Origin of the sequence: Agromyces sp. NPDC057679 (genome assembly GCF_042799635.1) — a bacterium.
Classification (GTDB): Bacteria; Actinomycetota; Actinomycetes; order Actinomycetales; family Microbacteriaceae; genus Agromyces.
Map to the genome: position 1 here is coordinate 138108 of NZ_JBHVIK010000005.1, position 25274 is coordinate 163381.

Sequence of the window (25274 nt, forward strand, 5' to 3'; positions counted from 1 at the left end):
CGGCGACGCGGCTCGTCGTCAGCGGCCCTGGCGCTTCTTGTACGGCTTCGGCTGACCCTTCACGATGGGGGCGCGCCCCTTGCCCTTCGAGGCCTTCGCCTTGCCGCCGGCCCTCGCCTGGGGCTTCTCGGCGGGCGGCGGTGCGGCGGCGATCCGCTCCTCGGCTTCGGGCAGGAAGGCCTTGCCGACGGGCGTCAGCTGGGTCGGTGCCTGGCGAGTGAAGAGCGGCTGCCCGATCTCGGCCTCGAGCTTCTCGATCGAGGTGTACAGGGAGGCGAGCGGGATGCCGAGCCGCTCCGCGGCGCGCGGGAAGTGCAGCTCCTCGGCGACGGCGATGAATCGTCGGAGATCGGCGATCTTCACGGGAGGCCCTTCGTCAGTCCGCGCGTATCGCGGTGATCTCAGGGTACGTGAGTCGGTGTTCGCTCCTGCGCAGGCCGCGCAGGAACCCATGGGCGCGACTCTGTCGGTGTGGCAGGGTCTTCACTGGATGCAGGAGGTGACCGATGACGACACGAGCGGTGCGCGAGCACTACGGGGTGCGCGCGGCCGAGTACACCGAGCTGCTCGGCTCGGTCGGCGACTCGGCCGAGCAGGACCGCGACCTGATCGGGCGCTGGGCCGACACGATCGACGGCAGGGTCATCGACGCCGGCTGCGGGCCCGGTCACTGGACGGCGTTCCTGCACGAGCGCGGCCTCGAAGTGCTCGGCATCGACCTCGTGCCCGAGTTCGTCGACATCGCCGCCCGCCGCTTTCCCGACGTCGACTATCGCATCGGCGAGCTGGGCTCGCTGCCCGTCGAGGATGCCTCGCTCGGAGGCCTGCTCGCGTGGTACTCGGTCATCCACACCGAGCCGAGCGCGGTGCCGGCGATCCTCGACGAGTTCGCCCGGTGCCTCCGCCCCGGCGGCACGCTGCTCCTCGGCTTCTTCGACGGCGCCCGGCTCGAGCCCTTCGACCATGCGGTCGTGACGGCGTACCACTGGCCTGTCGGCGAGATGTCGCACGCGCTGCGTGCGTCGGGCTTCGAGATCGTCGAGACCCACGCACGCCACGACCCGGGCAGCCGCCCGTACGGGGCGATCCTCGCGCGCCGCGCCGTCTGACCCACCCTGCGGTTCACCGCAGATCGCCGAGCCGTGCCGCGATGCCCTGCTGCGCCCCGGTTCGCCGCTCGGCCGTCACGGCGATGATGAGCAGCACGGCGCCGACGACGGCGAGCGTGATCCACCAGGGCATCGACTCGATGCCGCGGCCGATCTGCACGGCGAAGACGACGACGTTCTCGATCGGCAGCACGATGATGCCGATGAGGAACGGCGCCGCGAGCTTTCGCGCCGAGCCGACGAGGATCGCCGTGAGGGCGAACACGATGACGAGGATCGCACGCCAGGTCTGCGGGTCGGTGAAGGTCGCGGTGATGGAGGCCGAGAGGAGCACCACGAGGCCGGGTGCGAGCAGCGCCCACGAACCTCGCCACCCGGCCGGCCACGCCGTGAGACGTGCCGCGAGCGAGCCGCCGCCCTGCGCTGCGGGGGCCGCCGTCGCGCCATCGCCGCGCCGCAACGCGACGACCCCGGAAGCGAGCAGGAAGAGCCCGAGCGGCACCGAGAACCACTCGACGCGCAGCTCGCGCGGGCTCCACGCGACCACCGCGGTCACGAACGCGAGCACGAACACGAACCACACGGGCGGCAGGCTCGTGCGGGCGGTGACCGAACGCATGGCCGCGATCAGCATGACTGTGAGCAGGGCGAGCATGAGCGCCCACATCGACCAGATCTCGGGCCATTCGGGTCGGATCGCGGGCCACGCCGCGACGGCGACGAACGCGAGGGCGGGTGCGGTCAGCCAGCGCGTGCGCGCACGTGCCGAGCCGGGCGCACCTGTCACGCTGATTCCGCGACCGGCGATGAAGGCGGCGACGGCGCCGAGCAGGCCCACGCCCGCGCAGACGAGCACGAGCGGGATACCGACGGCCGGCGAGTCGGGCATGCCGTCGAGGCCGAGGCGAGCACCCTGCAGCGCCGCCCCCGATGCGGCGACGACCGCGGCTGAGAACACGGCCGGTCGCAGCATCCGAAGTCGCGCAGCCTGCGCACTGAGATCGCGGCCCCTCGCGCCACTACGACCGAGCAGCAGTCCGAGCGCGACGAGCAGCCACGCCGCGCCGATCAGCGCCCACCCGCGGGCGTCCGCGGCGAGGCTCGCGCCGTCGGCGCCTCCGATCGAGAGCAGCAGCACGGCGATCGTCGGCACGATCGCGACGAGCAGGCCGGATGCCACGAGCGCGACCGCGCGCGTACCGCGAACCGTGAGCACCGCACCGACGAGTGCCGCACCGAGTCCCGGCGGCACGAGGTACGCCTCGACGTCGGTGATGCCGGCGAGACCCCAGGCGCTCCAGAGCGCGCCCGTGAAGCTCGCGGCCGCGAGCCACCAGCCCAGTCGACGACGCTGCACGACGGCCATCGCCGTCGCCCCGAGCCCGAGGACGACGAACACGATGAACGTCGTCTCGAGGCCGGCGGCGCTGCGCAGGAGCGAGAGCAGCACGGTGATCGCACCGGTGGTGAGCGTCGAGACCTCGACGGCGACGCGAGCGGCCCGGGCGGGCGCGGCGCCGAGCCCGTGGCGTTGGAGCGCACGCCCGATCGCGGCGCTCGCGGGCAGCATGGCGGCGGTGAGCCCGGCGATGACGGGCAGCACGACCGGGGAGGCGCTGCCGGCGAGCACCTCGGCGCCGAGGCAGACGATGACGACCGCCGCGCTCGGCACGACGATCGCCGCGGCCGCGGTGCGCAGGGAGATGCCGAGGCCGGGGCGCCGAGTGATCACGAGGGCAACGGCGAGCAGCAGCATCAGTCCGGTCGAGAGCGCGGTCCATCCGCTGCGTTCGAACAGCACCTGCACGATGCCGATGCCGAAGGGCACGGCGGCGACCGCGAGGATCGCCCACCACGAGCGGGCGCCGACGCGCGGCAGGAACGTCGCGACGATCGCGACGAGCAGGCCGACGGCGGTCGTGAGGCACCACTGCGCGATCCCCGCGAGCTCGGTCGTCCCGAGCACCGTCGCGACCACGGTCAGCGCGTAGGCGAACCCGGCACCGACGTAGAGGAAGCGCAGCATGGCCGGGGTCACGAGCGCGAGCGCGCCGACCCCGATGAGCACCGCGACTCCGGCCCACGGCTGCGTCGAGGCATCCGTGCTGGCGATGACCGCGCCGAGCACGACGGTCAGGTGCGCGCCGCCGAGGAGCGAACCGCCGACGAGCGTGCGCGGTCGGAGCACGGCGACGAACCGCAGGAGCACGGCCACCGTCAGCGTGAGGGCCAGCACGATCGCGATGCGCGCCCCGAGCGCGAGGGCGGGGATGCAGGCAAGCTGCAGCCAGGCGAGCATGCCGAGCAGCACCGCGGTGGTGCCGAACGCCCCGTCGACGGCGATCCGTACGACGGAGACCGGTTCGACGTCGTCCGAGACCGCGCCGCGTGCACGCCGGCGCGAGGAGATGACCGCGAGCGCGGCCGACCCGAGCGCTGCGGCGGCGCACGCGGCCGCCACGCCGACGACGTCGGCGGGCGACTCGATCGGCGGTCCGTACGGTCTCGGCGAGATCGAGCCCACGAAGGTGACGAGCACGGCGATCATCCCGGCGACCGTCGCCGGGACAGCGGATGCCCCGGCCGCGAGCAGTGCTCCGGCACTGAACGCGCCCGGCACGAGTCGGGGCAGTCTCGGCATCAGCAGCCATGCGGCGATGACGCCGAGTTGTGCGCTGCCGACGAACACCACGAGGATCCAGGAGTCGGGGACGTCGTCGAGCCCGGTTCCGAACGGCAGCACCGCGATCGCGACGACTCCGGCGAACCCGGCGACCGTGCTCCAGAGCCCGCGAGCCGGGTGCCGTACGGAGATCGAGCCCAGCACGGCGACGGCGGCGAACGTGCCGGCGACGAGCAGCCAGAGGGTCGCGTCGGTCGGGGTCTCGACGAACGGCAGGAGCATGAGCGTGAGGGGGACCGCCGCGACCTGGATCACGGTCAGCGTGCGCTCCTCGGCGCGGAGGGGTGCACCGAAGCGCCGCGCGACACGGCGGGCGAGGGCGATGAGGGCGAATGCGGTGAAGGCCGTGGCGAGGTGTCCGACGAGTGCGGCACCGGCCGTTCCTCCGGCGTAGCCGAACATGGCCGGCACGGTGGCGAGCGCCGTGAGCGATGCCCACAGCCAGATGCGGATGCGCGCGAGGAGGCCCAGTGCCGCCATCGCCGCACCGCCCACGAGCGTGCCGAAGGCGGCGGCCAGCCACGCGCTCGCCGGATCGACCGCGAGTTCGACGAACGACGAGACATCCAGGGCGACGAAGACGAGACCGAGGCCCCCGACCGACTCGGCCGAGAAGCGCAGGCCGCGCCGTGCGAGCCACCATGCGCCGCCGAGGAACACGAGGGTGATCGCCGCGAGGATCGCACTGCGCACGCCGTGGTCGGTCAGGTCGGGGTTGAAGAAGGTGAAGACGACGGCCGCGACGGCGAGGAGCCCGGCGCCCGCGACGGCGAGCACCGACTGGACGGTCGCGGTCGACTCGGGCCGTGAGGCGGGCGGCGTCGCGATCGGCGCGGATGCCACGGGGTGGGTCGCTGCGGCAGGAGGGGCCGCCGCGGCATCCGATGTCACGACCGGGGCGGCCGCTGCGGCGGGCATGGCGACTCGGTCGACGACCGCCTGTCGCCCACGGATCGCGGCCGCCGCCTGCGCGGACGCGGCCGCGAGTTCGGCGCCGAGCGCGGCATCGACGACCGCGCCGCACGTCGCACAGCGCCCGTCGCGCAGTCGATCGCCTGCGCACACCGGGCACGCCGTCGTATCGAGCAGGTAGGCGATGGCGGCGTCGCTCCAGCCGCGGGTGGGGGAGGAGCTGGGCAGGGTCATGCCGACACCTCCGATCCGGGGTGGGCCGGGGCGTCCGCGCCGTCGGGCACCCAGCGCAGGATGTCGCCCGGCTGGCACTCGAGCACGCGGCAGATCGCGTCGAGCGTCGAGAACCGCACCGCTTTCGCCCGGCCGTTCTTCAGCACCGAGACATTCACGGGCGTGATGTCGATCGCGGCGGCGAGCTCGGCGACCGACATCTTGCGGCGGGCGAGTTCGACATCGAGGTCGATGACGATGGCCATCAGACGACCTCGGAGAGATCGTGCTGCAGTTGGGCCGCGTTCTGGAGGAGCCCGCGCATGACGCCGACGAGGAGCGCGAGACCCGAGCCGACGACGATGCCGAGGGCGCAGAGCAGCTGCACCGAGGGGTTCGCGACGCCGGCGGTGAACAGGAGCACCGCGGCGACGGCGATCAGGAGGGTCGCCGCGATGATCGAGCCGAGGATGAGATCGACCCAGCGGAAGGCGTCGGAGCTGAAGATGCTCTGCGCCCCGACCATCGAGAGCAGCCGCCATACGCACAGCATCACGACCTCGACGCACACGAGGAACAGCACGGCGATGACGATGCCCGGAACCTGGAGTCCTGCGAGCTCGGGGTAGTCCTCGGCGAGGTTGCGCGCCGTGCCCGGCACGAGGAAGAGCTGGCAGGAGACGAGCAGCAGGAGCATCACGGCGATGAGCGCCTTGAGCGCGAGGATGGTCGGCCGTTGCATGTGATTCCTATCGGTAATCGGTATGTAGCTATCGACAAACGATACATATCGACGACCGAAAGCGGTAGTCCCGCGCGACGTCACTGCTCGAGGTCGCGGGGCGCCGCGAGCGGGATCACCTCGCGGGCCGCTGCGGCGAGGAGTTCGTCGGTCGTGACGAGCGCGTCGGCCTGCAGCGACGCGACGGCGAGGTATTCGGCCGGCCCGAGCTCCGTCCAGCCGAGCCGGGCGGCGAGCTTCCACGCCACCGAGCGCGACACCCGGTCGCCGAGCAGTCGGACCTTCAGCTCGGCGAGTCGTTCGAGCTGCTCGCGCCCGGTCCGTTCATCGATCCGTCCCTCGTGCACGTCGCGGTAGAGCATGGCGAGCACGTGCGAGCGGAGCACCGCGGGAGCGACGAGCTGATGGCCGGGATCGGGCGAGAGGTCACCGCGGACGATCCGCAGCGCGACCTCCGCGTCGATGGCGTAGCGAGTCATGGCTCCATGCTGGCCGCAGACGAGGCTCGCCGATACCCCGACCGCGGCCGAGGTGCGATCCCGCGTGAGGGGGTCGCGGCTCAGGCGCCGGGCGCCGACTCCTCGCGCAGGCGCGGCTCGACGCGCTGCGCGGGACGCACACCCGCCTTGTCGGCGTAGAACTCACGGATGCGGTCCATGTCGGCGCCGACGTCGCCGGTCAACTGGAAGGTCGGGCCGAGGCCGGTCGTCATCGTGGTGCGGTCGACGTAGCCGAGGGTGACCGGCATGCCGGTCTCGCGGGCGATGCGGTAGAACCCCGACTTCCAGTACTCGTGCGCACCGCGGGTGCCGTCGGGGGTGACGACGAGTCCGAAGACCTCGCCGGCGCGGATGCGCTCGACGACCTCGCCGACGACGCGGCTCGGGTCGGCGCGATCGACGGGGATGCCGCCGAGCCCGCGCATGATCGGACCGCGCCAGCCCGTGAACAGGCTCTTCTTGCCGAGCCAGCGCACGTCGATGCCGAGCCGCCAGGCGATGGCGAGCATGAGCACGAAGTCCCAGTTCGAGGTGTGCGGCGCCCCGACCAGCACCGTGGGACGGGCGGGTGCCGGCTCGCCCGTGAGGGTCCACCGGCTGAGAGCCCAGTAGACACTGGAGACGAGACGACGCAGCATGCGGCAACCGTATGCGATCGCATATGTCTGTGTCGGTATGCGTAGCCGCGCTCGCGAGGCCGGCGTCGGATGCAGCAGGATGTCTCGGATGAGCAACCCCGTCACCGTGCACCTGCGCTACGAGATCGATGCCGACAAGATCGCCGAGTTCCGCGAGTACGGGCAGCGTTGGATCGGGCTCGTGAATCGACTCGGCGGCACGCACCACGGCTACTTCCTGCCGAGCGAGGGCGACAGCGACGAGGCGTTCGCGCTGTTCACGTTCCCGTCGCTCGCGGCATACGAGCAGTACCGCCTCGCCTCGGCCGATGACGCCGAGTGCATCGAGGCGTACCGCTTCGCCGTCGAGACGAAGTGCATCCGCCGCTACGAGCGCCGCTTCCTCGCGCCCGTCTTCGAATCGGCGAAGCTCCCAGCCTCGCGCTGACTAGGGTTGTCCGGTGACTGCAACACTCGTGGCCCAGGGCCTCGCCGGCGGATACGCCCACCGTACCCTCTTCGACGACCTCGACCTCACGGTCGCACCGGGCGACGTCGTCGGCGTCGTCGGCGCCAACGGCGCGGGCAAGTCGACGCTGCTCGGCATCCTCGGCGGCGCGATCGCGCCCCTCGCCGGCACCGTGTCGCTGGCTCCCGCCGATGCCTTCGTCGGCTGGCTCCCGCAGGAGCACGAGCGGATCGAGGGCGAGACGATCGCACAGTACGTCGCCCGGCGTACGGGGTGCGCCGAGGCATCCGCCCGCTTGGATGCCGCGGCCGAACTGCTCGCGCTCGCCGAACCCCCCGCCGGGGTCGACCCGGGCGAGGAGTACTCGGTCGCGCTCGAACGCTGGCTCGCCTCGGGGGCGGCCGACCTCGACGAGCGCCTGCCCGCGGTGCTCGCCGAGCTCGGGCTCGCCGTCGGCGACGGCGCCGGAGATGCCCATGCCGTCACCGCAGACTCGCTCATGACCGGCCTCTCGGGCGGGCAGGCGGCCCGCGTCGGCCTCGCCGCCCTCATCTGCTCGCGCTTCGATCTCGTGCTGCTCGACGAGCCGACGAACGACCTCGACCTCGACGGGCTCGCCCGGCTCGAGGCGTTCGTCGCCGGCCTCCGCGGCGGCGTCGTGCTCGTCAGCCACGACCGCGAGTTCCTCGCGCGCACCGTGACGAAGGTGCTCGAGCTCGATCTCGCCCAGCACTCGAACCGCCTCTACGGCGGCGGCTACGACGCGTACCTCGAGGAGCGCGAGACCGTGCGCCGGCACGCGCGCGAGGACTACGAGGAGTTCGCGTCGAAGAAGGCCGACCTCGTCTCCCGCGCCCGCGTGCAGCGCGAGTGGTCGAGCCAGGGCGTGCGCAACGCCATGAAGAAGTCGCCCGACAACGACAAGATCCGGCGCAAGGCCGCGACCGAGTCGAGCGAGAAGCAGGCGCAGAAGGTACGCCAGATGGAGAGCCGCATCGCCCGCCTCGAGGAGGTCGAGGAGCCGCGCAAGGAGTGGAAGCTCGAGTTCACGATCGGGCAGGCACCCCGGTCGTCGGCCGTCGTCGCGACCCTCGACGCGGCATCGGTCACGCGGGGCGACTTCGCGCTCGGACCCGTCTCGCTGCAGGTGCAGGCGGGCGACCGCATCGGCATCACGGGGCCGAACGGGGCAGGCAAGTCGACGCTCCTCGGCGTGCTGCTCGGCCGCATCGCGCCCGACGGCGGGCGGGCGAGCCTCGGCTCCTCGGTGGCGATCGGCGAGATCGACCAGGCCCGCTCGCAGCTCGCCGGCCGTGCGCCGCTGGCCGACGCGTTCGAGCTGCTCGTGCCCGAGTTGAGCTCGGGCGAGGTGCGCACCCTGCTCGCGAAGTTCGGCCTGAAGGCCGACCACGTGCTGCGGCCGGTCGACGACCTCTCGCCCGGCGAGCGGACCCGCGCGGGCATGGCCCTGCTGCAGGCTCGCGGCGTCAACGTGCTCGTGCTCGACGAGCCGACGAACCACCTCGACCTTCCCGCGATCGAGCAGCTCGAACAGGCGCTCGAGAGCTACGAGGGCACGCTGCTGCTCGTGACGCACGATCGGCGCATGCTCGAACACGTGCAGCTCGACCGGCGCTGGAGCGTCGACGGCGGGCAGGTGACCGAGGCATGACGGGCGCGCCCGTCCCGGCCGCCTCGGCAGAAGAGCACCCACGGATGCCCGGGACCGCCGCCGACGGACTCGAGGGATTCCTCGCCCTCGGCGACTCGAAGTACATCCGGCTCACGACCTTCCGCCGTACCGGGCACGCCGTGCATACCCCGGTCTGGGTCGTGCGCGACGGCGAGCGCCTGCTCGTGACGACCGTGGCGGGCTCCGGCAAGGTCAAGCGCCTGGCGCACACCGAGCGGGTGCAGCTCGTGGCATCCGATGTGCGCGGGGTGCTCGCCGACGACGCGGAGGTCTTCGACGGGATCGCCCGCGTCGACGACGCGGACGAGGTGCGCGCCGTGCTCGACGCGGCGCTCACGGCGAAGTACGGCGACCGGTACCGCGAGATCCGCGCCGCGCGCGAGGCCCGCGACCCCGGTTCGCGGTCGACGGCGCTCGTGATCGAACTCGCGGCGGCGGCACGGCACGGCTGAACTCGATGGGCCGGCCGGGCAGGGGGGCTGACGCCGTCGGCGGGGTGTGCGAGCATGTGCGCATGCCCGAGTCACCGGAAGTGCAGGCACTGGCCGACGAGCTCGACGCCCGGCTCGCGGGGCGAGCGCTCACCGGCGTCGACGTGGTCGAGTTCCGCATCGAGAAGACGCGTGGCCGGCCGCCCGAGTCGCTCGTCGGCGAGGCGGTGACGGGCGTCGAACGGCACGGCAAGCTCATCGACCTCGTGTTCGGCGAGGCCGGCCGCCTCGTCGTGTCGCTCGGCCGACACGGCTGGGCGCGGTGGGCGGCGGGAGACGGGCCCGCCCCTGCTCAGGACGATGCCGGCGACCCGCCGCCGACGCTCGCGATCCTCTCCTTCGAGGGCACCGGTGGCGACCGCCTCGACCTCGAACTCACCGACGCGGGCGACTGGGTCTCGCTCGGCGTCTGGGTCGTCGACGAGCCGCGCGAGGTGCCGGCCGTCGCCAAGCTCGGGCCCGACCCCGCCGACGCGGCGTTCACCCGCGCAGCATTCGACGCGGCGGTGGTCGGTCGTCGCAAGCAGACGAAGGCGATCCTGCAGGAGCAGGAGTCGCTGGCCGGCATCGGCAACGCCTACTCCGACGAGATCCTGCATGCGGCGAAGGCCTCGCCCGTGGCCCACGCGTCGACCCTCGACGAGGCCGCGCTCGATCGCCTCTTCGCCGCGACGACGGGCGTCGTCCGAGCAGCCGTCGACGCGCGTCGCGGCGTGCCGATCGACCGGCTCAAGGCCGAGAAGGTCGCCGCAATGCGCGTGCACGGCCGGGCCGGCGAGACGTGCCCGGTGTGCGGCGACACCGTGCGGGAGTTCTCGTTCGCGAGCACGACCGCCGAGTACTGCCCGACGTGTCAGACGGGCGGCGAACACCTGCCCGGATGACCCGCGGAGGACGGTCCCGGGCTTCGCGCCCCACGCCGCCGGCCCGCCCGCCCCCTAGACTGCGATGAGCGAAGGTCGGTCGGGGGACACCGTCGCAAGCCGGATCCTCCACCTGGGGAGGGGGACCCGGAATGCGTCGCGTCGTGCACGGGGGGATGATCGCGATCGCGATCGCAGCGGTCATCGGAGCGTCGGCGATGACGCCGGCGGTCGCATCGGAACCGATCGGGCCGGCGGCACCGAGTGCGCCGCCCGGTGCGCCGCCGACCGCCGATCCGAGCGAGACGGATCCGCCGAGCGCATCCGAGCAGCCGCAACCGTCGACGTCGCCGGGCGAGACGCCGACGGCCGAACCGACCGACCCTGTCGAACCGACCGACCCGGCCGAACCGAGGGACACCCCCGCTCCCGTGGAGACGGGATCACCGGCGCCGGACGACGCCACGGAGCCGACGGCGGAACCGGTCCCCGAGGGGCCATCCCGTTTCGAAGCCGCGGCGGAGACGACGATCGCGCCGTTCCCCAGCGGGGTGCAGCGGGTCGCCGGGGCCGATCGCTACGAGACCGCGGTCGCCCTCTCGCAGCGGTTCGAACCGAACGTGCCCGTGCTCTACCTCGCGACGGGAGCCGACTTCCCCGACGCGCTGACGGCCGCGTCGGCCGCGGCGCTCCGCGGGGGGCCGCTCCTGCTCACCCCGCGCGAGGCACTGCCGAGCTCGGTGCGTGCCGAGATCGTGCGGCTCGCGCCCGCCCGCATCGTGGTCGTCGGCGGCGAATCCGTCGTCGGGGCATCCGTCTTCGGCGAACTCGCCGGCCTGACCCCGAACCGCGTGCGCATCAGCGGGCAGAATCGATACGAGACCGGTGAGCGGTTGGTCGCCGAGGCGTTCCCCACGGCGACGCAGGCGTTCATCGCGACCGGGCGGGGCTTCGCCGATGCGCTGGCCGCGAGCGCCGCGGCCGGTGCGGTCGATGCGCCCGTGTTCCTCGTCGACGGGCTCGCGACGACGGTTCGGCCGAGCACCATCGCCGCCATGCGGAAGCTCGGCGTGCGCACGGTGCACATCGCCGGCGGCACCGCCGCGGTGAGCCCGTCGATCGCTCGTCAGCTCACCTCCAACGGCTTCTCCGTGCAACGGCACGAGGGGCTCGACCGCTACCTGACCGCGGCGGCGATCAATTCGGCGGTGTTCGGCTCGACCGCCGGCTCGGTGAGCAGCACGTTCCTCGCCACGGGGACCGACTTCGCCGACGCCCTCGCCGGGGCCGCGCTCGCCGGCGGCGTCGGTGCACCGCTCTACCTGACCCAGCAGGCCTGCATCCCGCACCCGGTGTGGGTCGCCTTGAACCAGCTCGCACCGGCGACCAGGGTGATCATCGGCGGAGCCGCCGTCGTCGGCGACTCCGTCGCGGCGAACACCGCATGCGCGATGGTCTGGGCGAAACCGGCGGCCGGCCGGATCACCGACGGCTTCGGTCCGCGCGATCCGATCTGCACGCCCGGCGGCTGCACGCAGTCGGTGCATCGGGGCGTCGATCTCGGGACCGGCTGCCGGGCACCCATCTACGCCGCCTCGGGAGGCCGGGTCGGCACCGCGGGGCGGGTGGGCACCTACGGGAACTTCGTGAAGATCGCGCACGGGGCGGGGATCGAGACGGCGTACGCCCACATGGTCGACGGTGGGATCCTCGTGCGCGTGGGCCAGCTCGTGCGGGCCGGGCAGCAGATCGGATGGACGGGTGCCACCGGGGCGGCGACCGGGTGCCACCTGCATTTCGAGGTCGTCCAGAACGGGATCCAGATCGACCCGGTGCCGTTCATGCTCCGGCGCGGCATCCGCTTGGGCTGAGGCCGGGAAGCGATACCCTCGGCGGTCCGGTGCGGAGCCCGTCAGGCGTCGTGTCGGGTCTCACGCGGCCACGAGCGGCACTCCGCCGGCGCGCACCCGGCTGATCGCCTCGGGCGCCGCAGTGAATCGCCCCGCCTGGCCCTCGGGCGTGACGTACTGCACGCGGATACCGCGACCCACGCGGGTGATCTTGGTCACCTCGTACGCGCGATCGGCTGCGCTGACGAGCACGTCGCCCACCCGCAGTTCGCGAGTCTGCCGCAGTTCGATGACCTCCATGCTGAGAGTGTCTCAGCACCCACCGACATCCGTGACGGCTGAGACCGGGGCCCGATCGCCGCTCAGCCGAGCTTCGCGGCGAGCGACCCCTCATCGGGCACGAACCAGATGTGCGCCCCACGATTCGACGCCCAGACGTAGTCGCGCAGCGCGGTGCTCGCCTCGACTCGCTCGGCGATGTCGCCGATGATCGCGAGCCGCAGGCGGTAGTCCACGAGCGTCTGGGCGATCTCGCCGGCGACGCCGCTCGAGAGGTCGAAGAAGGCCGGGTCGAGCCGTTCGACGGGCACCGCGACGACCGAGGCGGCGTGCGCCCACGCACCGCCCACGAGATCCGCCGCATCGTCGGGCGTCGAGACCGGGGGGCCGTCGGCCGCCAGGATCAGCACCCTGACGCCGTGCTTCTCGTCGATGCGCATGGTCGACCCTAACGCGGGGCGGGCGACGACGCACCTGTTCCGCGAGATCGGGCGAGACCCGGCCGTCCTCCAGCAGCTGCGGCTGCCCTCGTCGCACCAGCCGTCGCGCGCGGGATAGGCAGCAGGACCGCCTGCTGTCAACCCGTTGAGGGTGCATGAGGGGCCCACCTACCGTTGAATCGAGGGCGCGTCGCGATCCGCACGCGCCGAGCGACACATCGATTTCCGAGGAGGACCCCATGGGAACCGAAGACAAGATGGGCAACGCCGCCGAGCGCATGGCCGGCAAGGCGAAGGAAGGCTTCGGCAAGCTGACCGACAACGAGCGGCTCGAGGCCGAGGGCAAGGCCGACCAGGTCAAGGCCGACGTCAAGGACGCCGGCGAGAAGGTCAAGGACGCCGTCGACGACGCGAAGAACTGATCGCCGGCACCCCGACAGATTACGGAAGGAACCATCATGAGCATCGGGCTCGGAATCCTGCTCGTGGCCATCGGGGCCGTCCTCACCTACGCCCTGAACGTCACCGTCGACTGGATCGACCTCGATCTCGTCGGCATGATCCTGATGATCGCGGGGGCGGTCGTCACGGTCCTCGGCATCGTGTTCGCAGTGCGCCGCCGACGGAGCGTCTCGGAGACCCGCGCGGTCGCCGACCCCGTCTCCGGCGAACGCGTCACGCGCACCGAGGATCGCGTCGCACCTCCTGAGGTGTGACGCGGGGGAGAAACGGGCGGATGCCACGGGGAGTCCCCGTGGCATCCGCCTTCTCGTGGCGTTCGCGATGATTCTCGCCGACGCGTGCAAGACTCACGGCACGGGTGACACAGACAGGGCGTGAGGATCGCGAGTGCCAGTGCCGCCGCCGATGACGACGTGAGCGAGGGGGTGGCGATGACCGCGCCCCCCGACGAGCCCGAGGCGGCCGCCGGCGACGGGAGTCGCGCGGAGACCGAGTGGTTCACCGAGGTCGTCCGCGAGTATGCAGGGGCGCTGGTGCGCTACTTCGCCCGACGCGGGCCCAGGCAGGACGCCGAGGACCTCGCCGCCGAGGTCTTCGCGACCGCCTGGCGCCGTCGCGAGGACGTGCCGCGCGAGGCCGTCCTGCCATGGCTCTACCGGACCGCCGGCTTCACCCTCGCGAACCACCGGCGCAAGCACGTCGACCTCCCGGTCGACGAGGTGCCCGAGTCCGGTGGGTCGCGCGTCGCCGACGACCCCGAACTCAGCGCCCTGTTCGACGCCGAACTCCGAGGGGCGCTCCAGAGCGTCGGCGAACGCGACCGGCGCATCCTGCTGCTGCACGCCTGGGAGGGGCTCGACGGCGCCGAGCTCGCCGCCGTGCTCGGCATCTCACGGTCGGGGGCCGACGCGGCGCTCTCGCGCGCCCGCAAGCGGCTGCGCGAGGCGTGGGGCGAGCGACTCACCTTCTGAGTCCTTCGGGCACTGCAAGGTTCCGGATGCCCCGGACACATCCTCTTCAGAAGCACGCGTCGGCACAGCACCCACGGAGGCGATCGAGATGACCCGCGAACACGACCACGACGACGAGAACCGGCCCGACGAGACCGACCCCGTCGCCCTGTTGCGCGCGGCCGACCCGGCCGCGGGCGTCGAACCCGCGGCGGGCTTCGCCGACGAAGTGGTCGCCAGGGCGACGGCCGAAGGCGCGCCGGTCGCCGCGGCGACGCCCGCGGCGGAGGCACCCGCGGCGGGCGATCCCGCTCCGGTGACCGACCTCGGCGCCGAGCGCGCCCGACGACGCCCCCGCTGGCTGCCGATCGCGGCGGCCGCCGCATCGGTCGCGATCGTCGGCGCCGCGGGCTTCTGGCTCGGCGGCGCGACGAGTTCGGCGAACCTCGCGTCGAGTGCAGCGCCGCCGATCTCGCTCCAGGGCGTGAACGGCGGATCCGCCGGGGCCGCCGAGGACTCGGGCGTCCCCGAGAGCGCCATGGGCGCCGACCAGAAGATGATGGGCGGCGGCGCCGCCGACTCGATGGTCCCGTACGGCTGGGGGCGCTATGCCTTCACCAGTTCGGGCCTCTCCGAGGAGGAGGGCGACGCGCCCGGCTTCGCCTACGACTCGGGTGCCGAGGGCACCGAAGCGCGCGTCGCCGCGCTCGCCGCGGAGCTCGGCGTCGAGGGCGAGGTCGAACTGCGCGACGGCAGCTGGATCGTCGGCCCGCCCGACGGCACCGGACCGATGCTCTCGGTCGGCCTCGACGGCGCACTCAGCTTCTGGTTCAACGACCCGGCGATGAACCCGTGGGACTGCGGTGTGGTGACGCTCCCCGGCGAGACGACCGAGAGCTCCGAGCCCGTCGCCCCGATCGACCCCGTCGAACCCTGCGAGCCGACCGGCACCGCCCCGGGCGAGGCCGCCGCGATCGACGCCCTGCGCGCGCTCATCGCCGCCTCGGGCGCCGACCCGGCCGACTTCGAGTACTCCTCCGAGACCTGGGAGGGCTCGCCGACCCGGTACGCCCAGGCGTGGCCGGTCGTCGACGGGCAGCGGCTCGATCAGGGCTGGTCGCTCGAGCTCGCCGAGGAGGGCACCGTCAACGCCTCGGGCTCGCTCGCGGCGATCGTCGCGATCGGCGACTACCCGATCGTGAGCGAGCAGGAGGGCTTCGAGCGGCTCTCCGACATCCGCTTCGGCGCGCAGATGACGGCGATGCCCCTCGCCGCGCGCGAGGGCGAGGTCGCGACCGAGGAGTGGGTGCCGCCCACCGCGCCGCCCGCGACCCCCGGCGACGGCACGGCGGTCTCGTGGCCGGTCGACGACGTCGAGATCGTCGATGCCCGCCTCGGCCTCACCACGCAGTGGCAGCCCGACGGCAGTGTGCTCGTCGTGCCAGCGTACGAGTTCACCGACGCCGACGGCGGAACCTGGTCGGTCATCGCGGTGGCCGACTCGGCGCTCGACTTCTCGGCCGAGTAGGGGACTCGCCGGAAGGGGCGCACGCGCCGGGTGCGGTGGCACCCGGCGCGTGCGTTCGTCGGCGGTCGGTGACAGGATGCCACTGTGCCCGAGCTTCCCGAAGTGCAGGCGCTCGCCGCGTTCCTCGCCGAGCGGGCGACCGGTCACGCCTACACCTCGCTGCGGGTCGCGGCGATCTCGGCGCTGAAGACCTTCGACCCGCCGCTCTCCGCGCTCGAGGGCACGCGCATCGAGGGCGTGCGACGGCACGGCAAGTTCGTCGACCTCGAGTCGTCGGGGCTCCACCTCGTGTTCCACCTCGCCCGTGCCGGCTGGCTCCGCTGGTACGACGAGGTCCCGGCGACCCCGGTCAAGCCCGGCCGATCGCCGCTCGCACTCCGGGTGAGGCTCGACGACGGTTCGGGCTTCGACCTCACCGAGGCCGGCACGAAGAAGTCGCTCGCCGTGTACGTCGTGCGGAGCCCCGCCGAGGTCCCGGGCATCGCACGACTCGGTCCCGACCCCACGGCCGCCGACTTCACGCTCGACGACTTCGCCGGCATCCTCGCCGGCCGCCGCACGCAGATCAAGGGCCTGCTGCGCGATCAGACGGTGTTCGCGGGCATCGGCAACGCCTACTCCGACGAGATCCTGCACGCGGCGAAGCTCTCGCCGTACCTCCTCGCCGCGAAGCTCACCCCCGAGCAGCTCGAGGGGCTCTACCGCGCCATGCGCGACACCCTCGCCGACGCGGTGGCCGTGGCATCCGGCCGGCCGCCCGCCGAGCTGAAAGACGCCAAGCGCCGCGCGATGCGCGTGCACGGGCGCACCGGCGAGACCTGCGAGGTGTGCGGCGACACCATCAGGCAGGTGATCTTCGCCGACTCGACGTTCCAGTACTGCCCCGGGTGCCAGACCGGCGGCAAGCCGCTCGCCGACCGGGTGCTGTCCCGACTCGTGAAATGACGGGGGCGCCTGCGAGGCTGGGGGGATGACGACTTCCGAGGTCACCTGGCCGCGCGCCGCCGGCCCGCTCGAGCTCCGGCTGCCGACGCGCGAACTGCTCGACGAAGTGCTCGTGTGGCGCAACCGTCCCGAGGTGACCAGATGGCTGCTGCGCACCGTGGTCGAGCCCGAGGCGTTCGCGAAGACGTGGCTCGACGGCATCGACGACCCGCTCGACCACTCCGCCATCGCCGTGCTCGGCGACGAGGTCGTCGGCACCGGCTCGCTCTGGCTGACCGATGCGATGGGGCAGACCCACGGCGGCCCCGCGAACTACGTGCGCGCCGAGGCGGGCCTCGGCTACGGCATCGCGCCCGCCCACGCGGGCCGCGGCTACGCGACCGACATCGCCAGGGCCCTGCTCGACCTCGCGTTCGGCGAACTCGGCGTGCACCGGGTCACCGCGGGCTGCTACGCCGACAACATCGGCTCGTGGCGGGTCATGGAGAAGCTCGGCATGCGTCGCGAGCAGCACGGCGTGCGCGACTCGTGGCACGCCGAGCTCGGCTGGATCGACGGCTACACCTACGCCATCCTCGCCGACGAGTGGCGGGCGCAGTCCGTTCCGGCCGCGCCGTGACCGACGGTCGCCCGTACCCGCTCTCCACCGAGCGCCTGCGGCTCACCCCGCTCGTCGAGTCCGACCTCGACGAGGTGCACGCGATCTACGGCGACCCGGGCACCTGGCTGCATCTCCCGAGCGGGCGCCATCGCGATCTCGCGACCACCGCCGCGATGCTCGGGCGTTCGGCCGAGAGCTGGCGCACGGCCGGGGTCGGCACCTGGGTGGTGCGTCGCGGCGACGCCGAGGCGCGGCGGCTCGGGGTACCCGCACCGACCGTGATCGGCACGGCCGCGGCGACCGCGATCGACGTCGGCATGCTGAACCTCGGCTATCGCTTCGCCCCGTCGGCGTGGGGCACGGGCTACGCGAGCGAGGCGGCGTCGGCCGTGCTCGCCGCCGCCCGCGTCGCGGCGCCCGAGCGCACGATGACGGCGCGAGTGCTCGTCGCCAACCCCGCCTCGGTCAGGGTGCTCGAGCGGCTCGGCCTCGAACTGCGCTGGAGCGGCGGCGGCACGGGCGCCGACGAGGTGCCGACGGGCGCCGCGCCCCCGTCGTCGGCCCTCGCCCGGCGCATCTACGCCGACCGCCCACTCGACCACGAGCAGCTGCGCGCACTCATCGCCCTCGGCTGACCGCCTGCCCGACGGGTGCCGGGGCATCGCCCGCGGCACCGAGCGCATCACCGGCGAGCACCCCGCCGGTGAGCATGCCGCCGGTGAGCACGCCGTCGACGAGCCGCTCGAGCGTCGCGAGACCGTCGATCGAGAGCACCGACTCGAGATGCCCCTGCACCGAGGCGACGCCGTGGCCCCGCAGGGCGTGCACCGCTCCGGTGCCGGGGTCGGCGGCGATCTCGAACCCGTGGTTCGGCGTCGTGCGGTGACCCGCGTCGAATGCCGTGAAGGTGTTGTAGTACCCGATGCTCGCCCGCTCGCCGAAGACCTCGACCGTGCGCTGCACTCCCTGCTGCGGAGCGGCGAGCGGGGCGATCGCGAGCCCCGACAGCCGTGCGAGCACCTGATGGCTCAGGCACACCGCGAGCATCGGCGCGCGCTGCGCGAGCCGGGCGGCGATGAGCTCGTGCAGCCGTGCCATGCGCGGGTCGGCGGCGTCGCGCGGGTCGCCGGGGCCGGGGCCGAAGACGACGAGCTCGTCGTCGGGCGCCGCCGGCGCCTCGTGCCACGGCACGATGCGGGCGTCGAGCCCGAGATGGCGCAGCTGGTGGGCGAGCATCGTGGTGAAGTCGTCGCCCGCGTCGACCACGAGTGCGCGGGCGCCCCGGGGTGCGGCCGACGGCTGCGGGGTGCTCCAGAACGCGGCGAGCTGCGCGTTGCGCGCGTCGAGCAGCGGGTGCGATGCGGATGCCTCGGCGCCGTGCTCGCCCGACGGCGTCGGCGCCGCGGCATCCTGCCGGGGGAGCGCGCCGATCGCGGTGAGCACCCCGGCCGCCTTCGCGTGGGTCTCGGCGACCTCGCCGTCGGGATCGGAATGGCGCACGAGCGTCGCGCCCACTGGCACGCGCACCGTGCCCGCGCCGTCGAGGTAGGCCGTGCGGATGAGGATGGGCGCATCGAGGTCGTAGCCCGCGGCGCCCGGGGTGAATCGGGCCAGCACGCCCGCGTAGTAGCCGCGAGGCGTCGCCTCGTGCCGCGCGATGACGGTGCAGGCGTTGCCCATCGGCGATCCGGTGACGGTCGGTGCGAACATCGTGCGTCGCAGCACCTCGCGAGGGTCGAGGGCGCTGCGCCCCTCGAGCAGGTACTCGGTGTGGGTGAGGCGCGACATGCGCTTCAGGAACGGGCCGCGGATGCGCCCGCCGTCGGGGCAGACGGCGCTCATCATCTTGAGCTCCTCGTCGACCACCATGACGAGCTCCTCGCGCTCCTTCACGTCGCCGAGGAACGCCTCGAGCGCAGTGTCGTCGGGCGGACCGTCGAGGTGACGGAACGTGCCGCTGATCGGGTTCATCGAGACGACCCCGTCCACCTGGCTGACGTGCCGCTCCGGCGTCGCGCCGACCGCGGAGAGGCCCGGCGTGTGCACCGCGAAGGTCCAGAAGGCGCCGCGCTCGTGCTCGAGGAGGGCGCGCAGCCAGCCGAGCACCGCGTGCGAGGCGGGCGCGGTCGTCGTCCCCGTGAACTCGCGCCGGATCACGAAGTTCGCGCCTTCGCCGCGCCCGATCTCCTCGGCGATGACCCGGCGCACGGTGGCCGCGTACTCGGCGTCGGGCACGTCGACCGCGAGATCGCCGACCACGACGGGATGCCGCGGCAGCAGGCCGATCGCCGCGTCGACCGGAAGCGTCTCGCGCTCGCGGACGACGAGGCAGCGGAGGGGCGCTCCGTCGTCGAGGGCGTCGAATCCGCGCTCGCGCACCTGGCGGAACGGGACGAGGGCGAGCACCTCCGCCCCGTCGAGCGGGATGTCGGCGAGGTTCGCCACGTCGACGACCTCGCCCACGAGGACGTCGAGCGTCGCCGCGCGCTCGCGGCGGATCACGGCGAAGGGCGGCGGCTCGCTCGCGGCGAGCAGCGTGGAAATGAGCGTCATGGTCTTCTCCGGTCGGGCCCTCGGAAGGACCCTCCGCAGCAAACGCGAAACGACCGCCCTCGGGCGGTCGTCGTACGTCGAAACGCGTGGCCGCCTAGGAGGCGGGCCACCAGTTGCGGTTCGACGCGGTCATGCCGAGCACACTACGGCATGCCGAGCGAACGCGCCACGGCGCCGTCGCGCTACGATCCGGGGATGCCTCCCGCCGATGCGTCCTCGAGCCCGAACGCCGCCTCCGCCGACGACGCGCTCGTCGCTCGGCTGCGCGCCGCGGGCTGCGTCTTCGCCGAGGACGAGGCGGCGCTGCTCGTCGGCGCGAGCACCGACCCCGAGCGGGTGGAGGAGCTGGTGGCGCGTCGCATCGCCGGCGAGCCGCTCGAGGCCCTGCTCGGCTGGGCCGAGTTCGCGGGGCTCCGGCTCGACGTCGAGCCCGGGGCGTTCGTGCCACGGCACCGCACCGAGGCGCTCGCCGCCGAGGCCGCGCGTCGCGCGAGGCTGGCCTCGGCGGGCCACGGCCACCCCGCCGTGGTCGTCGACCTCTGCTGCGGCGTCGGTGCGATCGGAGCTGTCGTGGCCGAGACCGCCGGGCCCGTCGTGCTCCTCGCCGCCGACCTCGACCCCGCCGCCGTCCGCGCCGCCCGGCGCAATCTCGAGCCGCGCGGCGGGCAGGTCTTCGAGGGCGACCTCTACGAGGCCCTGCCGCCGGAGTTCGCCGGCCGGGTCGACGTCCTCGCCGTCAACGCGCCCTACGTGCCGAGCGGGGAGATCGCGTTCATGCCGCCCGAGGCTCGCGACCATGAGGCGCGCGTCGCGCTCGACGGCGGAACCGACGGGCTCGACGTGCATCGCCGGGTCGCGGCATCCGCCGCTCGTTGGCTGGCGCCCGGCGGCAGCCTCGTCATCGAGACGAGCGAGCGCCAGGCCGGGACGGCCGCCGCCCTCATGCGCCACGGCGGGCTCGACGCCGTCGTCGTCGAGGACGACGACGTGACCCTCGTCATCGGGTCGCGACCCTCAGCCTGAACGGGCCGCGGCGAGCAGCCGCGCGACCTCCGCGTCCTCCGTCTGACGGAAGTCGAGGTAGTGCATGCCGACGGCCATGAAGCCGGGCGGCGCGAGCAGGCAGATCACCTCGTCGACCTCGGGCATCGCCGCGATCTCGGCGAGGCTCTCCGGCGCGCCGACCGGCGTCGCGACGACGAGGCGCGCGGCGCCCCGCGCGTGCGCGACCCGGCATGCGACCCGCATCGTCGCCCCGGTGGCGACGCCGTCGTCGACGAGCACCGCCGCCCTGCCCGTGAGCGGGATCGGCTCGGCGCCGCCGCGGAAACGCGTGACACGGGCCTCGAGCTCGGCGCGTTCGCGACGTTCGACGGCGGCGAGTTCCGCGCGGGCGGCGCGGAATCCGGCGAGGACGTCGTCGTTGAGCACTCGGGCGCCCGCCTCGCCGATCGCCCCCATCGCCAGTTCGGCCCGGCCCGGCACGCCGAGCTTGCGCACCACGAGCACGTCGAGCGGGGCGCCGAGCGCCGCCGCGACCGGTGCGGCCACCGGGACGCCGCCGCGGGGGAGCCCGAGCACGACCGCGGCCGGTGCCGGCCCGCCGAACTCGGCGAGGAGTCGATCGGCGAGCGCTCGACCGGCTTCATCGCGATTCGTGAACGTGTCCATGTGACTCGTCGGGAGGCACTCCTGGCCTCTCCTCCTCCTTCCGGACTAGTCCTCCGGGCGGGGCTCGTCAAGCCGTCGCCGGACGCGCCGTGAACGGGCAGCCAGGACGGCGAGAAGTCGAGCGGAGTTCGCGTTCACGGCCACGTCGCCTACACTGAGGCAAATCCTTCCCCGCCCCGGGGAACCCGAACAAGGATTCAGCGGGCCCCCGATCCCGCTTGCTTGGAGAGCCAGTGGGACGTCATACCGTCGCGGCGTCGGCGAAGAAGCCGCACCGCAATCTCGTCATGTCCATCATCGGCGCGGTCGCCGTGATCGGCGTCGTCGGCTCGGGGGTCTTCCTCTGGGTCGGCGGTCATCTCGACCCGCTGCTCGCCACGGCCGACCCGGGATGCACCGAACCCGAACAGCTCGTCGTCGTCGCCGACCGTTCGATCGCCCCGGCGCTCGCCGACATCGCCGACACCTTCGACCGCAAGTCGGGCGAGTGCGTCACGACCGAGATCACCGCACAGGACTCCGCCGACACGGCCGCCGTGCTCGCCTCGGGCGGCGTCGACGCCGACGTGTGGGTTCCCGAGTCGAGTGTCTGGCTCGACCGCATGAACGCGACCTCCGCCTCCCTCGGGCAGACCGCTCCCGAGGTCGACGCGCGCGCCTCGATCGCCTCGACGCCGGTCGTCTTCGCCGCGGCCGCCACGGACGCCACCGAACTCGCGAGCGAGCCGGTCAGCTGGTCGCGTGTGCTCGGCGGCGCACTGCCGACGATCCTGCCCGACCCCGAGGCATCCGCAGCGAGCCTCGCCGGGCTGCTCGCACTGCGCGGGCACTCCTCAGCAGAGGACCCCCGTCAGTTCGCCGGCGCGATGATCGCGCTCGGCAAGTCGATCCCCGCATCGACGAGCGCCGCATTCAGCGCGCTCGGTGCCGGTGACACTCCCTCGGTCGTCATCACGACGGAGGCGCAGGTCGCCGCCTACAACAGCGAAGAGCCGCCCGAGCCGCTCGTCGCCGCGTACCCGGCCGACGGCACGCTCGCGCTCGACTACCCGTTCGTACGACTCACTGCCCCGAGCGCCGAGGGCGACGCCGAGGGCGACGAACCCGCCGCCGACGGCGAGGAGACGGCCGGCGACGGCGAGAAGGCCACGACGAGGTCCGAGCTGCTCGACGCGTTCGAGGCCGCCGTGCGCGACGCCGCCAAGCCGTTCGCGAAGGCTGGGTTCCGTGCCGCCGACGGCAGCGGGCTCCTCGACCTTCCCGGTGTCGGCACCGAGGGTCCTGCCGCCGAACCCGCCGCCGACGCCGCGACGCAGCTCGAGATCCTGCGCGCCTGGGGCGTGCTGACGCTGCGGTCGCGCATGCTCGCCGTCATCGACGTCTCGGGGTCGATGGAGGAGCCGGCCGAGAACGGCCTGCGACGCATCGACATCTTCCAGCAGGCGGCGCTCGGTGCCATGCAGAAGTTCTCGGGCGAGGTCGAACTCGGCGTCTGGGTCTTCTCGACCGCCCGCAACGGCGAGCTCGACTACGAGGACCTCTCGCCGATCGCACCGCTCGCCGACGCCGCGCACACGCAGCAGATCGCAGGCGTCATCCAGTCGCTGCCTGCGCGCCTCGGCGGCGCCACCGGTCTGTACGACACCACGCTGGCCGCCGTGAAGCGGGTGCGCGAGACGTACGACCCTGAGAAGGTCAACTCGGTGCTGCTCATCACCGACGGCAAGAACGAGGATGAGAACGGCATCTCGCTCGACGCGCTCCTCGCGGAGCTCAAGAAGATCGACGACCCGGCGAAGCCCGTGCCCGTCATCATGATCGGCTTCGGTCCCGACACCGACCTCGCGGCGATGAAGCAGATCGCCCAGGCGACGCAGGGCGCCGCCTACTCGGCCTCGAAGCCCGGGGATCTCAGCACCGTGCTCGTGGACGCGCTCTCGCAGCGCTCCTGCCGCCCGAACTGCGGCTGAGCACGAGGCGCTTCGCGACGACGGTGACGAGCCGCACGACGAAACGGCCCGGGCGCGAACGCCCGGGCCGTTTCGTGTCTGCGGTGTGTGCGGCGCACTGTGGCCGGTGGACCGGTCGGAGCCGCTCGGTGCCGGGTGGGCCGGCCGGGTCGCCTCAGTGGCCGACCGGGGCGCCCTGCTCCATGTCGGCGGGCTTGCGCACGAGGAACGCACCGACCACCGCGACGAGCGAGATGATCGCGCCCACGAGGAACGCCGCGCGGATGCCGGCCGCCTCGGCGGCGATCGCCGGGGCACCGGCCGCAGCGACGGTCGCGGTACGGGAGGTCATCACCGTGATGAACAGCGCCGTGCCCGCCGCACCGGCGACCTGCTGGATCGTGCCGAGGATCGCCGAACCGTGCGAGTAGAAGCGCGGCTCCACCGAGCCGAGCGCCGAGGTGAACAGCGGGGTGAAGGTGAACGCCAGGGCGGTCGACATCACGATGTGCGCGATGAGCACGAGCCACGGAGGGGTCGACTCGTTCACGAGCGTGAGGCTCCACAGCACGGCCGAGACGCCGATCGTGCCGGGCACGAGCAGCGGCGTCGGGCCGAGGCTGTCGAAGAGCCGGCCGACGGTCGGCCCGAAGAGCCCCATGATGAGCCCGCCGGGCAGCAGCAGGAGCCCGGTCATGAGCGGCTCGAGCCCGAGCACGTTCTGCAGGTAGATCGGCAGCAGGATGATCGTGCCGAACAGCGCGGCCATCATCACCGTCATGAGGCCGATCGAGATCGCGAAGTTGCGCGAGCCGAAGGTGCGCAGGTCGAGCAGCGCGCGGTCGCTGCGCTGCAGCACGAGCTGGCGCAGGATGAACGCGGCGATGCCGGCGACGCCGACCGCGATCGAGATCCACATGGCGGTCTGGTCGGCGGGGGAGCGGCCGCTCACGACGCCGCCGACGAGGCTCAGGCCGTAGACGAGCCCGCCGAACCCGAGCGCGGAGAGCACGACCGAGAAGGCATCGATCGGCAGCTCGCGGGTCTCGCTGACGTTCTCGACGCGGCGGATGCCGATGACGAGCATGACGAGCGCGATCGGCAGCACGAGCCAGAACATGTACCGCCACGACAGGAACGTCAGGATGACGCCCGAGATCGTGGGGCCGATGGCGGGCGCGACCGACATCACGATCGAGACCCGGCCCATGAAGCGGCCGCGGTCGGCGGGCGCGACGAGGGTCATGAGGGTCGTCATCAGCAGCGGCATCATGATGGCGGTGCCGGTGGCCTGCACGACGCGGGCGCCGAGCAGCACCTCGAAGCCGGGGGCGAGGGCCGCGATGAGCGTGCCCGCCGAGAACAGGCTCATCGCGAGGATGAACACCGGACGCGTCGGGATGCGCTGCAGCAGGAAGCCCGTGATCGGGATGACGACCGCCATCGTCAGCATGAACGCCGTGGTCAGCCACTGCGCCTGCGAGAGCGTGATGTCGAGGTCGGTGACGAGGTGCGGGATCGCGACGCCCATGATCGTCTCGTTGAGGAAGACGACGAAGGTGGCGGCGAGCAGCAGCCAGATGACCCGCGAGTTGCGGGCCCCGTGCTCGGGCTGGTGGGCGACGACCGCCGCGTCCTGGGCGGCGGCCTCGGCGCTGATCGCCGGGGTCGAGTCGGTGGAGGGATCGAGGTCGGATACGGCGCGTTCGGTCACAGCGGTGAGTCCAATCGAGATCGGCGCAGGCGCGCCGGAG

The 25274-nt window shown here is 72.9% G+C and carries 26 protein-coding genes; 15 read left to right on the forward strand and 11 right to left on the reverse strand.

From position 1 onward, the window contains the following. Positions 1–18: 18 nt before the first annotated feature. Positions 19–363, reverse strand: coding sequence for a LysR family transcriptional regulator (locus ACFVAJ_RS20150; RefSeq protein WP_376947357.1), 345 nt, complete (start codon positions 361–363; stop codon positions 19–21). A 143-nt stretch (positions 364–506) separates the two neighbouring features. Here ACFVAJ_RS20150 and ACFVAJ_RS20155 point away from each other — a divergent pair, with 143 nt between their 5' ends. After that, positions 507–1109 carry a class I SAM-dependent methyltransferase gene (locus tag ACFVAJ_RS20155; RefSeq protein WP_376947359.1) on the forward strand — a complete coding sequence of 201 codons (603 nt, stop codon included), beginning with the start codon at positions 507–509 and terminating at the stop codon, positions 1107–1109. Between the two features lie 13 nt (positions 1110–1122). On the opposite strand, the gene ACFVAJ_RS20160 is transcribed toward ACFVAJ_RS20155, so the two are convergent. The 5 genes from ACFVAJ_RS20160 to ACFVAJ_RS20180 form a co-directional block, all read right to left on the reverse strand. After that, positions 1123–4938, reverse strand: coding sequence for an SCO7613 C-terminal domain-containing membrane protein (locus ACFVAJ_RS20160; protein WP_376947361.1), 3816 nt, complete (start codon positions 4936–4938; stop codon positions 1123–1125). After that, the gene (locus ACFVAJ_RS20165; protein WP_376947363.1) at positions 4935–5183 is read right to left on the reverse strand and encodes a helix-turn-helix domain-containing protein; all 249 of its coding nucleotides are present in this window, start codon (positions 5181–5183) and stop codon (positions 4935–4937) included. Before ACFVAJ_RS20165 ends, ACFVAJ_RS20160 begins: the two co-directional genes overlap by 4 nt. After that, positions 5183–5659, reverse strand: a complete 477-nt coding sequence (locus tag ACFVAJ_RS20170) for a DUF2975 domain-containing protein (protein ID WP_376947365.1) — start codon at positions 5657–5659, stop codon at positions 5183–5185. Before ACFVAJ_RS20170 ends, ACFVAJ_RS20165 begins: the two co-directional genes overlap by 1 nt. Positions 5660–5739: 80 nt before the next feature. Further along, on the reverse strand, positions 5740–6138 hold the full coding sequence (locus ACFVAJ_RS20175) for a hypothetical protein (RefSeq protein WP_376947366.1): 399 nt from the start codon (positions 6136–6138) through the stop codon (positions 5740–5742). Between the two features lie 80 nt (positions 6139–6218). After that, positions 6219–6797 (reverse strand): 1-acyl-sn-glycerol-3-phosphate acyltransferase, encoded by a 579-nt coding sequence (locus ACFVAJ_RS20180; protein WP_376947368.1) that lies wholly within the window; start codon positions 6795–6797, stop codon positions 6219–6221. An 88-nt stretch (positions 6798–6885) separates the two neighbouring features. Between ACFVAJ_RS20180 and ACFVAJ_RS20185 the strand changes: the two genes are divergently transcribed. The 5 genes from ACFVAJ_RS20185 (at position 6886) to ACFVAJ_RS20205 (ending at position 12163) form a co-directional block, all read left to right on the forward strand. Further along, the gene (locus ACFVAJ_RS20185) at positions 6886–7224 is read left to right on the forward strand and encodes an NIPSNAP family protein (RefSeq protein ID WP_376947369.1); all 339 of its coding nucleotides are present in this window, start codon (positions 6886–6888) and stop codon (positions 7222–7224) included. Between the two features lie 13 nt (positions 7225–7237). Further along, complete coding sequence (locus tag ACFVAJ_RS20190) at positions 7238–8917, forward strand: ABC-F family ATP-binding cassette domain-containing protein (protein WP_376947371.1); 1680 nt, start codon at positions 7238–7240, stop codon at positions 8915–8917. A gap of 44 nt (positions 8918–8961) precedes the next feature. Further along, a complete protein-coding gene (locus ACFVAJ_RS20195) occupies positions 8962–9390 on the forward strand; it encodes a PPOX class F420-dependent oxidoreductase (RefSeq protein WP_376947373.1) in 429 nt (142 codons plus the stop codon). Positions 9391–9452: 62 nt separating this feature from the next. Beyond that, complete coding sequence (locus ACFVAJ_RS20200; RefSeq protein WP_376947375.1) at positions 9453–10313, forward strand: DNA-formamidopyrimidine glycosylase family protein; 861 nt, start codon at positions 9453–9455, stop codon at positions 10311–10313. A gap of 131 nt (positions 10314–10444) precedes the next feature. Then, positions 10445–12163 carry a cell wall-binding repeat-containing protein gene (locus ACFVAJ_RS20205; protein WP_376947377.1) on the forward strand — a complete coding sequence of 573 codons (1719 nt, stop codon included), beginning with the start codon at positions 10445–10447 and terminating at the stop codon, positions 12161–12163. 60 nt (positions 12164–12223) lie between these two features. Here the strand turns inward: ACFVAJ_RS20205 and ACFVAJ_RS20210 are convergent, their stop codons facing one another. After that, entirely contained in the window at positions 12224–12442 is a 219-nt protein-coding gene (locus ACFVAJ_RS20210; protein WP_376947379.1) for a hypothetical protein, read from the reverse strand. Positions 12443–12504: 62 nt separating this feature from the next. Then, positions 12505–12861 (reverse strand): DUF4180 domain-containing protein, encoded by a 357-nt coding sequence (locus tag ACFVAJ_RS20215; protein ID WP_376947381.1) that lies wholly within the window; start codon positions 12859–12861, stop codon positions 12505–12507. A 239-nt stretch (positions 12862–13100) separates the two neighbouring features. Between ACFVAJ_RS20215 and ACFVAJ_RS20220 the strand changes: the two genes are divergently transcribed. The 7 genes from ACFVAJ_RS20220 to ACFVAJ_RS20250 all read left to right on the forward strand — a co-directional run bounded on the left by ACFVAJ_RS20220 (position 13101) and on the right by ACFVAJ_RS20250 (position 17982). Then, on the forward strand, positions 13101–13283 hold the full coding sequence (locus ACFVAJ_RS20220; RefSeq protein ID WP_376947383.1) for a CsbD family protein: 183 nt from the start codon (positions 13101–13103) through the stop codon (positions 13281–13283). A gap of 36 nt (positions 13284–13319) precedes the next feature. Beyond that, positions 13320–13577, forward strand: a complete 258-nt coding sequence (locus ACFVAJ_RS20225) for a DUF6458 family protein (RefSeq protein ID WP_376947385.1) — start codon at positions 13320–13322, stop codon at positions 13575–13577. A 177-nt stretch (positions 13578–13754) separates the two neighbouring features. Further along, complete coding sequence (locus ACFVAJ_RS20230; protein ID WP_376947387.1) at positions 13755–14294, forward strand: RNA polymerase sigma factor; 540 nt, start codon at positions 13755–13757, stop codon at positions 14292–14294. An 88-nt stretch (positions 14295–14382) separates the two neighbouring features. Further along, a complete protein-coding gene (locus ACFVAJ_RS20235; RefSeq protein ID WP_376947388.1) occupies positions 14383–15801 on the forward strand; it encodes a hypothetical protein in 1419 nt (472 codons plus the stop codon). 84 nt (positions 15802–15885) lie between these two features. Further along, positions 15886–16746 (forward strand): Fpg/Nei family DNA glycosylase, encoded by an 861-nt coding sequence (locus ACFVAJ_RS20240; protein WP_376947390.1) that lies wholly within the window; start codon positions 15886–15888, stop codon positions 16744–16746. A gap of 25 nt (positions 16747–16771) precedes the next feature. Then, positions 16772–17365 carry a GNAT family N-acetyltransferase gene (locus ACFVAJ_RS20245; protein ID WP_376947392.1) on the forward strand — a complete coding sequence of 198 codons (594 nt, stop codon included), beginning with the start codon at positions 16772–16774 and terminating at the stop codon, positions 17363–17365. Next, complete coding sequence (locus ACFVAJ_RS20250; protein WP_376947394.1) at positions 17362–17982, forward strand: GNAT family N-acetyltransferase; 621 nt, start codon at positions 17362–17364, stop codon at positions 17980–17982. Before ACFVAJ_RS20245 ends, ACFVAJ_RS20250 begins: the two co-directional genes overlap by 4 nt. On the opposite strand, the gene ACFVAJ_RS20255 is transcribed toward ACFVAJ_RS20250, so the two are convergent. Beyond that, positions 17966–19900, reverse strand: coding sequence for an anthranilate synthase family protein (locus ACFVAJ_RS20255; protein WP_376947396.1), 1935 nt, complete (start codon positions 19898–19900; stop codon positions 17966–17968). The genes ACFVAJ_RS20250 and ACFVAJ_RS20255 overlap by 17 nt on opposite strands. 195 nt (positions 19901–20095) lie before the next feature. Between ACFVAJ_RS20255 and ACFVAJ_RS20260 the strand changes: the two genes are divergently transcribed. After that, positions 20096–20923: a putative protein N(5)-glutamine methyltransferase gene (locus ACFVAJ_RS20260; RefSeq protein WP_376947398.1), complete on the forward strand. Its 828-nt coding sequence runs from the start codon at positions 20096–20098 to the stop codon at positions 20921–20923. Here the strand turns inward: ACFVAJ_RS20260 and ACFVAJ_RS20265 are convergent. After that, the gene (locus ACFVAJ_RS20265) at positions 20915–21571 is read right to left on the reverse strand and encodes a phosphoribosyltransferase (protein WP_376947400.1); all 657 of its coding nucleotides are present in this window, start codon (positions 21569–21571) and stop codon (positions 20915–20917) included. The genes ACFVAJ_RS20260 and ACFVAJ_RS20265 overlap by 9 nt on opposite strands. A 233-nt stretch (positions 21572–21804) precedes the next feature. On the opposite strand from ACFVAJ_RS20265, the gene ACFVAJ_RS20270 reads away from it, so the two are divergent. Further along, complete coding sequence (locus ACFVAJ_RS20270; protein ID WP_376947402.1) at positions 21805–23541, forward strand: substrate-binding domain-containing protein; 1737 nt, start codon at positions 21805–21807, stop codon at positions 23539–23541. 154 nt (positions 23542–23695) lie between these two features. Here ACFVAJ_RS20270 and ACFVAJ_RS20275 read toward each other — a convergent pair whose 3' ends face one another. After that, positions 23696–25234 (reverse strand): DHA2 family efflux MFS transporter permease subunit, encoded by a 1539-nt coding sequence (locus ACFVAJ_RS20275; protein ID WP_376947404.1) that lies wholly within the window; start codon positions 25232–25234, stop codon positions 23696–23698. Positions 25235–25274: the final 40 nt, after the last annotated feature.

Excerpts from the sequence above, each read along its gene's own strand:
- ACFVAJ_RS20155 (WP_376947359.1), top strand. The coding sequence starts at position 507 with ATGACGACACGAGCGGTGCGCGAGCACTACGGGGTGCGCGCGGCCGAG.
- ACFVAJ_RS20160 (WP_376947361.1), bottom strand. The coding sequence starts at position 4,938 with ATGACCCTGCCCAGCTCCTCCCCCACCCGCGGCTGGAGCGACGCCGCC.
- ACFVAJ_RS20165 (WP_376947363.1), bottom strand. The coding sequence starts at position 5,183 with ATGGCCATCGTCATCGACCTCGATGTCGAACTCGCCCGCCGCAAGATG.
- ACFVAJ_RS20170 (WP_376947365.1), bottom strand. The coding sequence starts at position 5,659 with ATGCAACGGCCGACCATCCTCGCGCTCAAGGCGCTCATCGCCGTGATG.
- ACFVAJ_RS20175 (WP_376947366.1), bottom strand. The coding sequence starts at position 6,138 with ATGACTCGCTACGCCATCGACGCGGAGGTCGCGCTGCGGATCGTCCGC.
- ACFVAJ_RS20180 (WP_376947368.1), bottom strand. The coding sequence starts at position 6,797 with ATGCTGCGTCGTCTCGTCTCCAGTGTCTACTGGGCTCTCAGCCGGTGG.
- ACFVAJ_RS20185 (WP_376947369.1), top strand. The coding sequence starts at position 6,886 with ATGAGCAACCCCGTCACCGTGCACCTGCGCTACGAGATCGATGCCGAC.
- ACFVAJ_RS20195 (WP_376947373.1), top strand. The coding sequence starts at position 8,962 with ATGCCCGGGACCGCCGCCGACGGACTCGAGGGATTCCTCGCCCTCGGC.
- ACFVAJ_RS20200 (WP_376947375.1), top strand. The coding sequence starts at position 9,453 with ATGCCCGAGTCACCGGAAGTGCAGGCACTGGCCGACGAGCTCGACGCC.
- ACFVAJ_RS20205 (WP_376947377.1), top strand. The coding sequence starts at position 10,445 with ATGCGTCGCGTCGTGCACGGGGGGATGATCGCGATCGCGATCGCAGCG.
- ACFVAJ_RS20210 (WP_376947379.1), bottom strand. The coding sequence starts at position 12,442 with ATGGAGGTCATCGAACTGCGGCAGACTCGCGAACTGCGGGTGGGCGAC.
- ACFVAJ_RS20215 (WP_376947381.1), bottom strand. The coding sequence starts at position 12,861 with ATGCGCATCGACGAGAAGCACGGCGTCAGGGTGCTGATCCTGGCGGCC.
- ACFVAJ_RS20220 (WP_376947383.1), top strand. The coding sequence starts at position 13,101 with ATGGGAACCGAAGACAAGATGGGCAACGCCGCCGAGCGCATGGCCGGC.
- ACFVAJ_RS20225 (WP_376947385.1), top strand. The coding sequence starts at position 13,320 with ATGAGCATCGGGCTCGGAATCCTGCTCGTGGCCATCGGGGCCGTCCTC.
- ACFVAJ_RS20230 (WP_376947387.1), top strand. The coding sequence starts at position 13,755 with ATGACCGCGCCCCCCGACGAGCCCGAGGCGGCCGCCGGCGACGGGAGT.
- ACFVAJ_RS20235 (WP_376947388.1), top strand. The coding sequence starts at position 14,383 with ATGACCCGCGAACACGACCACGACGACGAGAACCGGCCCGACGAGACC.
- ACFVAJ_RS20245 (WP_376947392.1), top strand. The coding sequence starts at position 16,772 with ATGACGACTTCCGAGGTCACCTGGCCGCGCGCCGCCGGCCCGCTCGAG.
- ACFVAJ_RS20255 (WP_376947396.1), bottom strand. The coding sequence starts at position 19,900 with ATGACGCTCATTTCCACGCTGCTCGCCGCGAGCGAGCCGCCGCCCTTC.
- ACFVAJ_RS20260 (WP_376947398.1), top strand. The coding sequence starts at position 20,096 with ATGCCTCCCGCCGATGCGTCCTCGAGCCCGAACGCCGCCTCCGCCGAC.
- ACFVAJ_RS20265 (WP_376947400.1), bottom strand. The coding sequence starts at position 21,571 with ATGGACACGTTCACGAATCGCGATGAAGCCGGTCGAGCGCTCGCCGAT.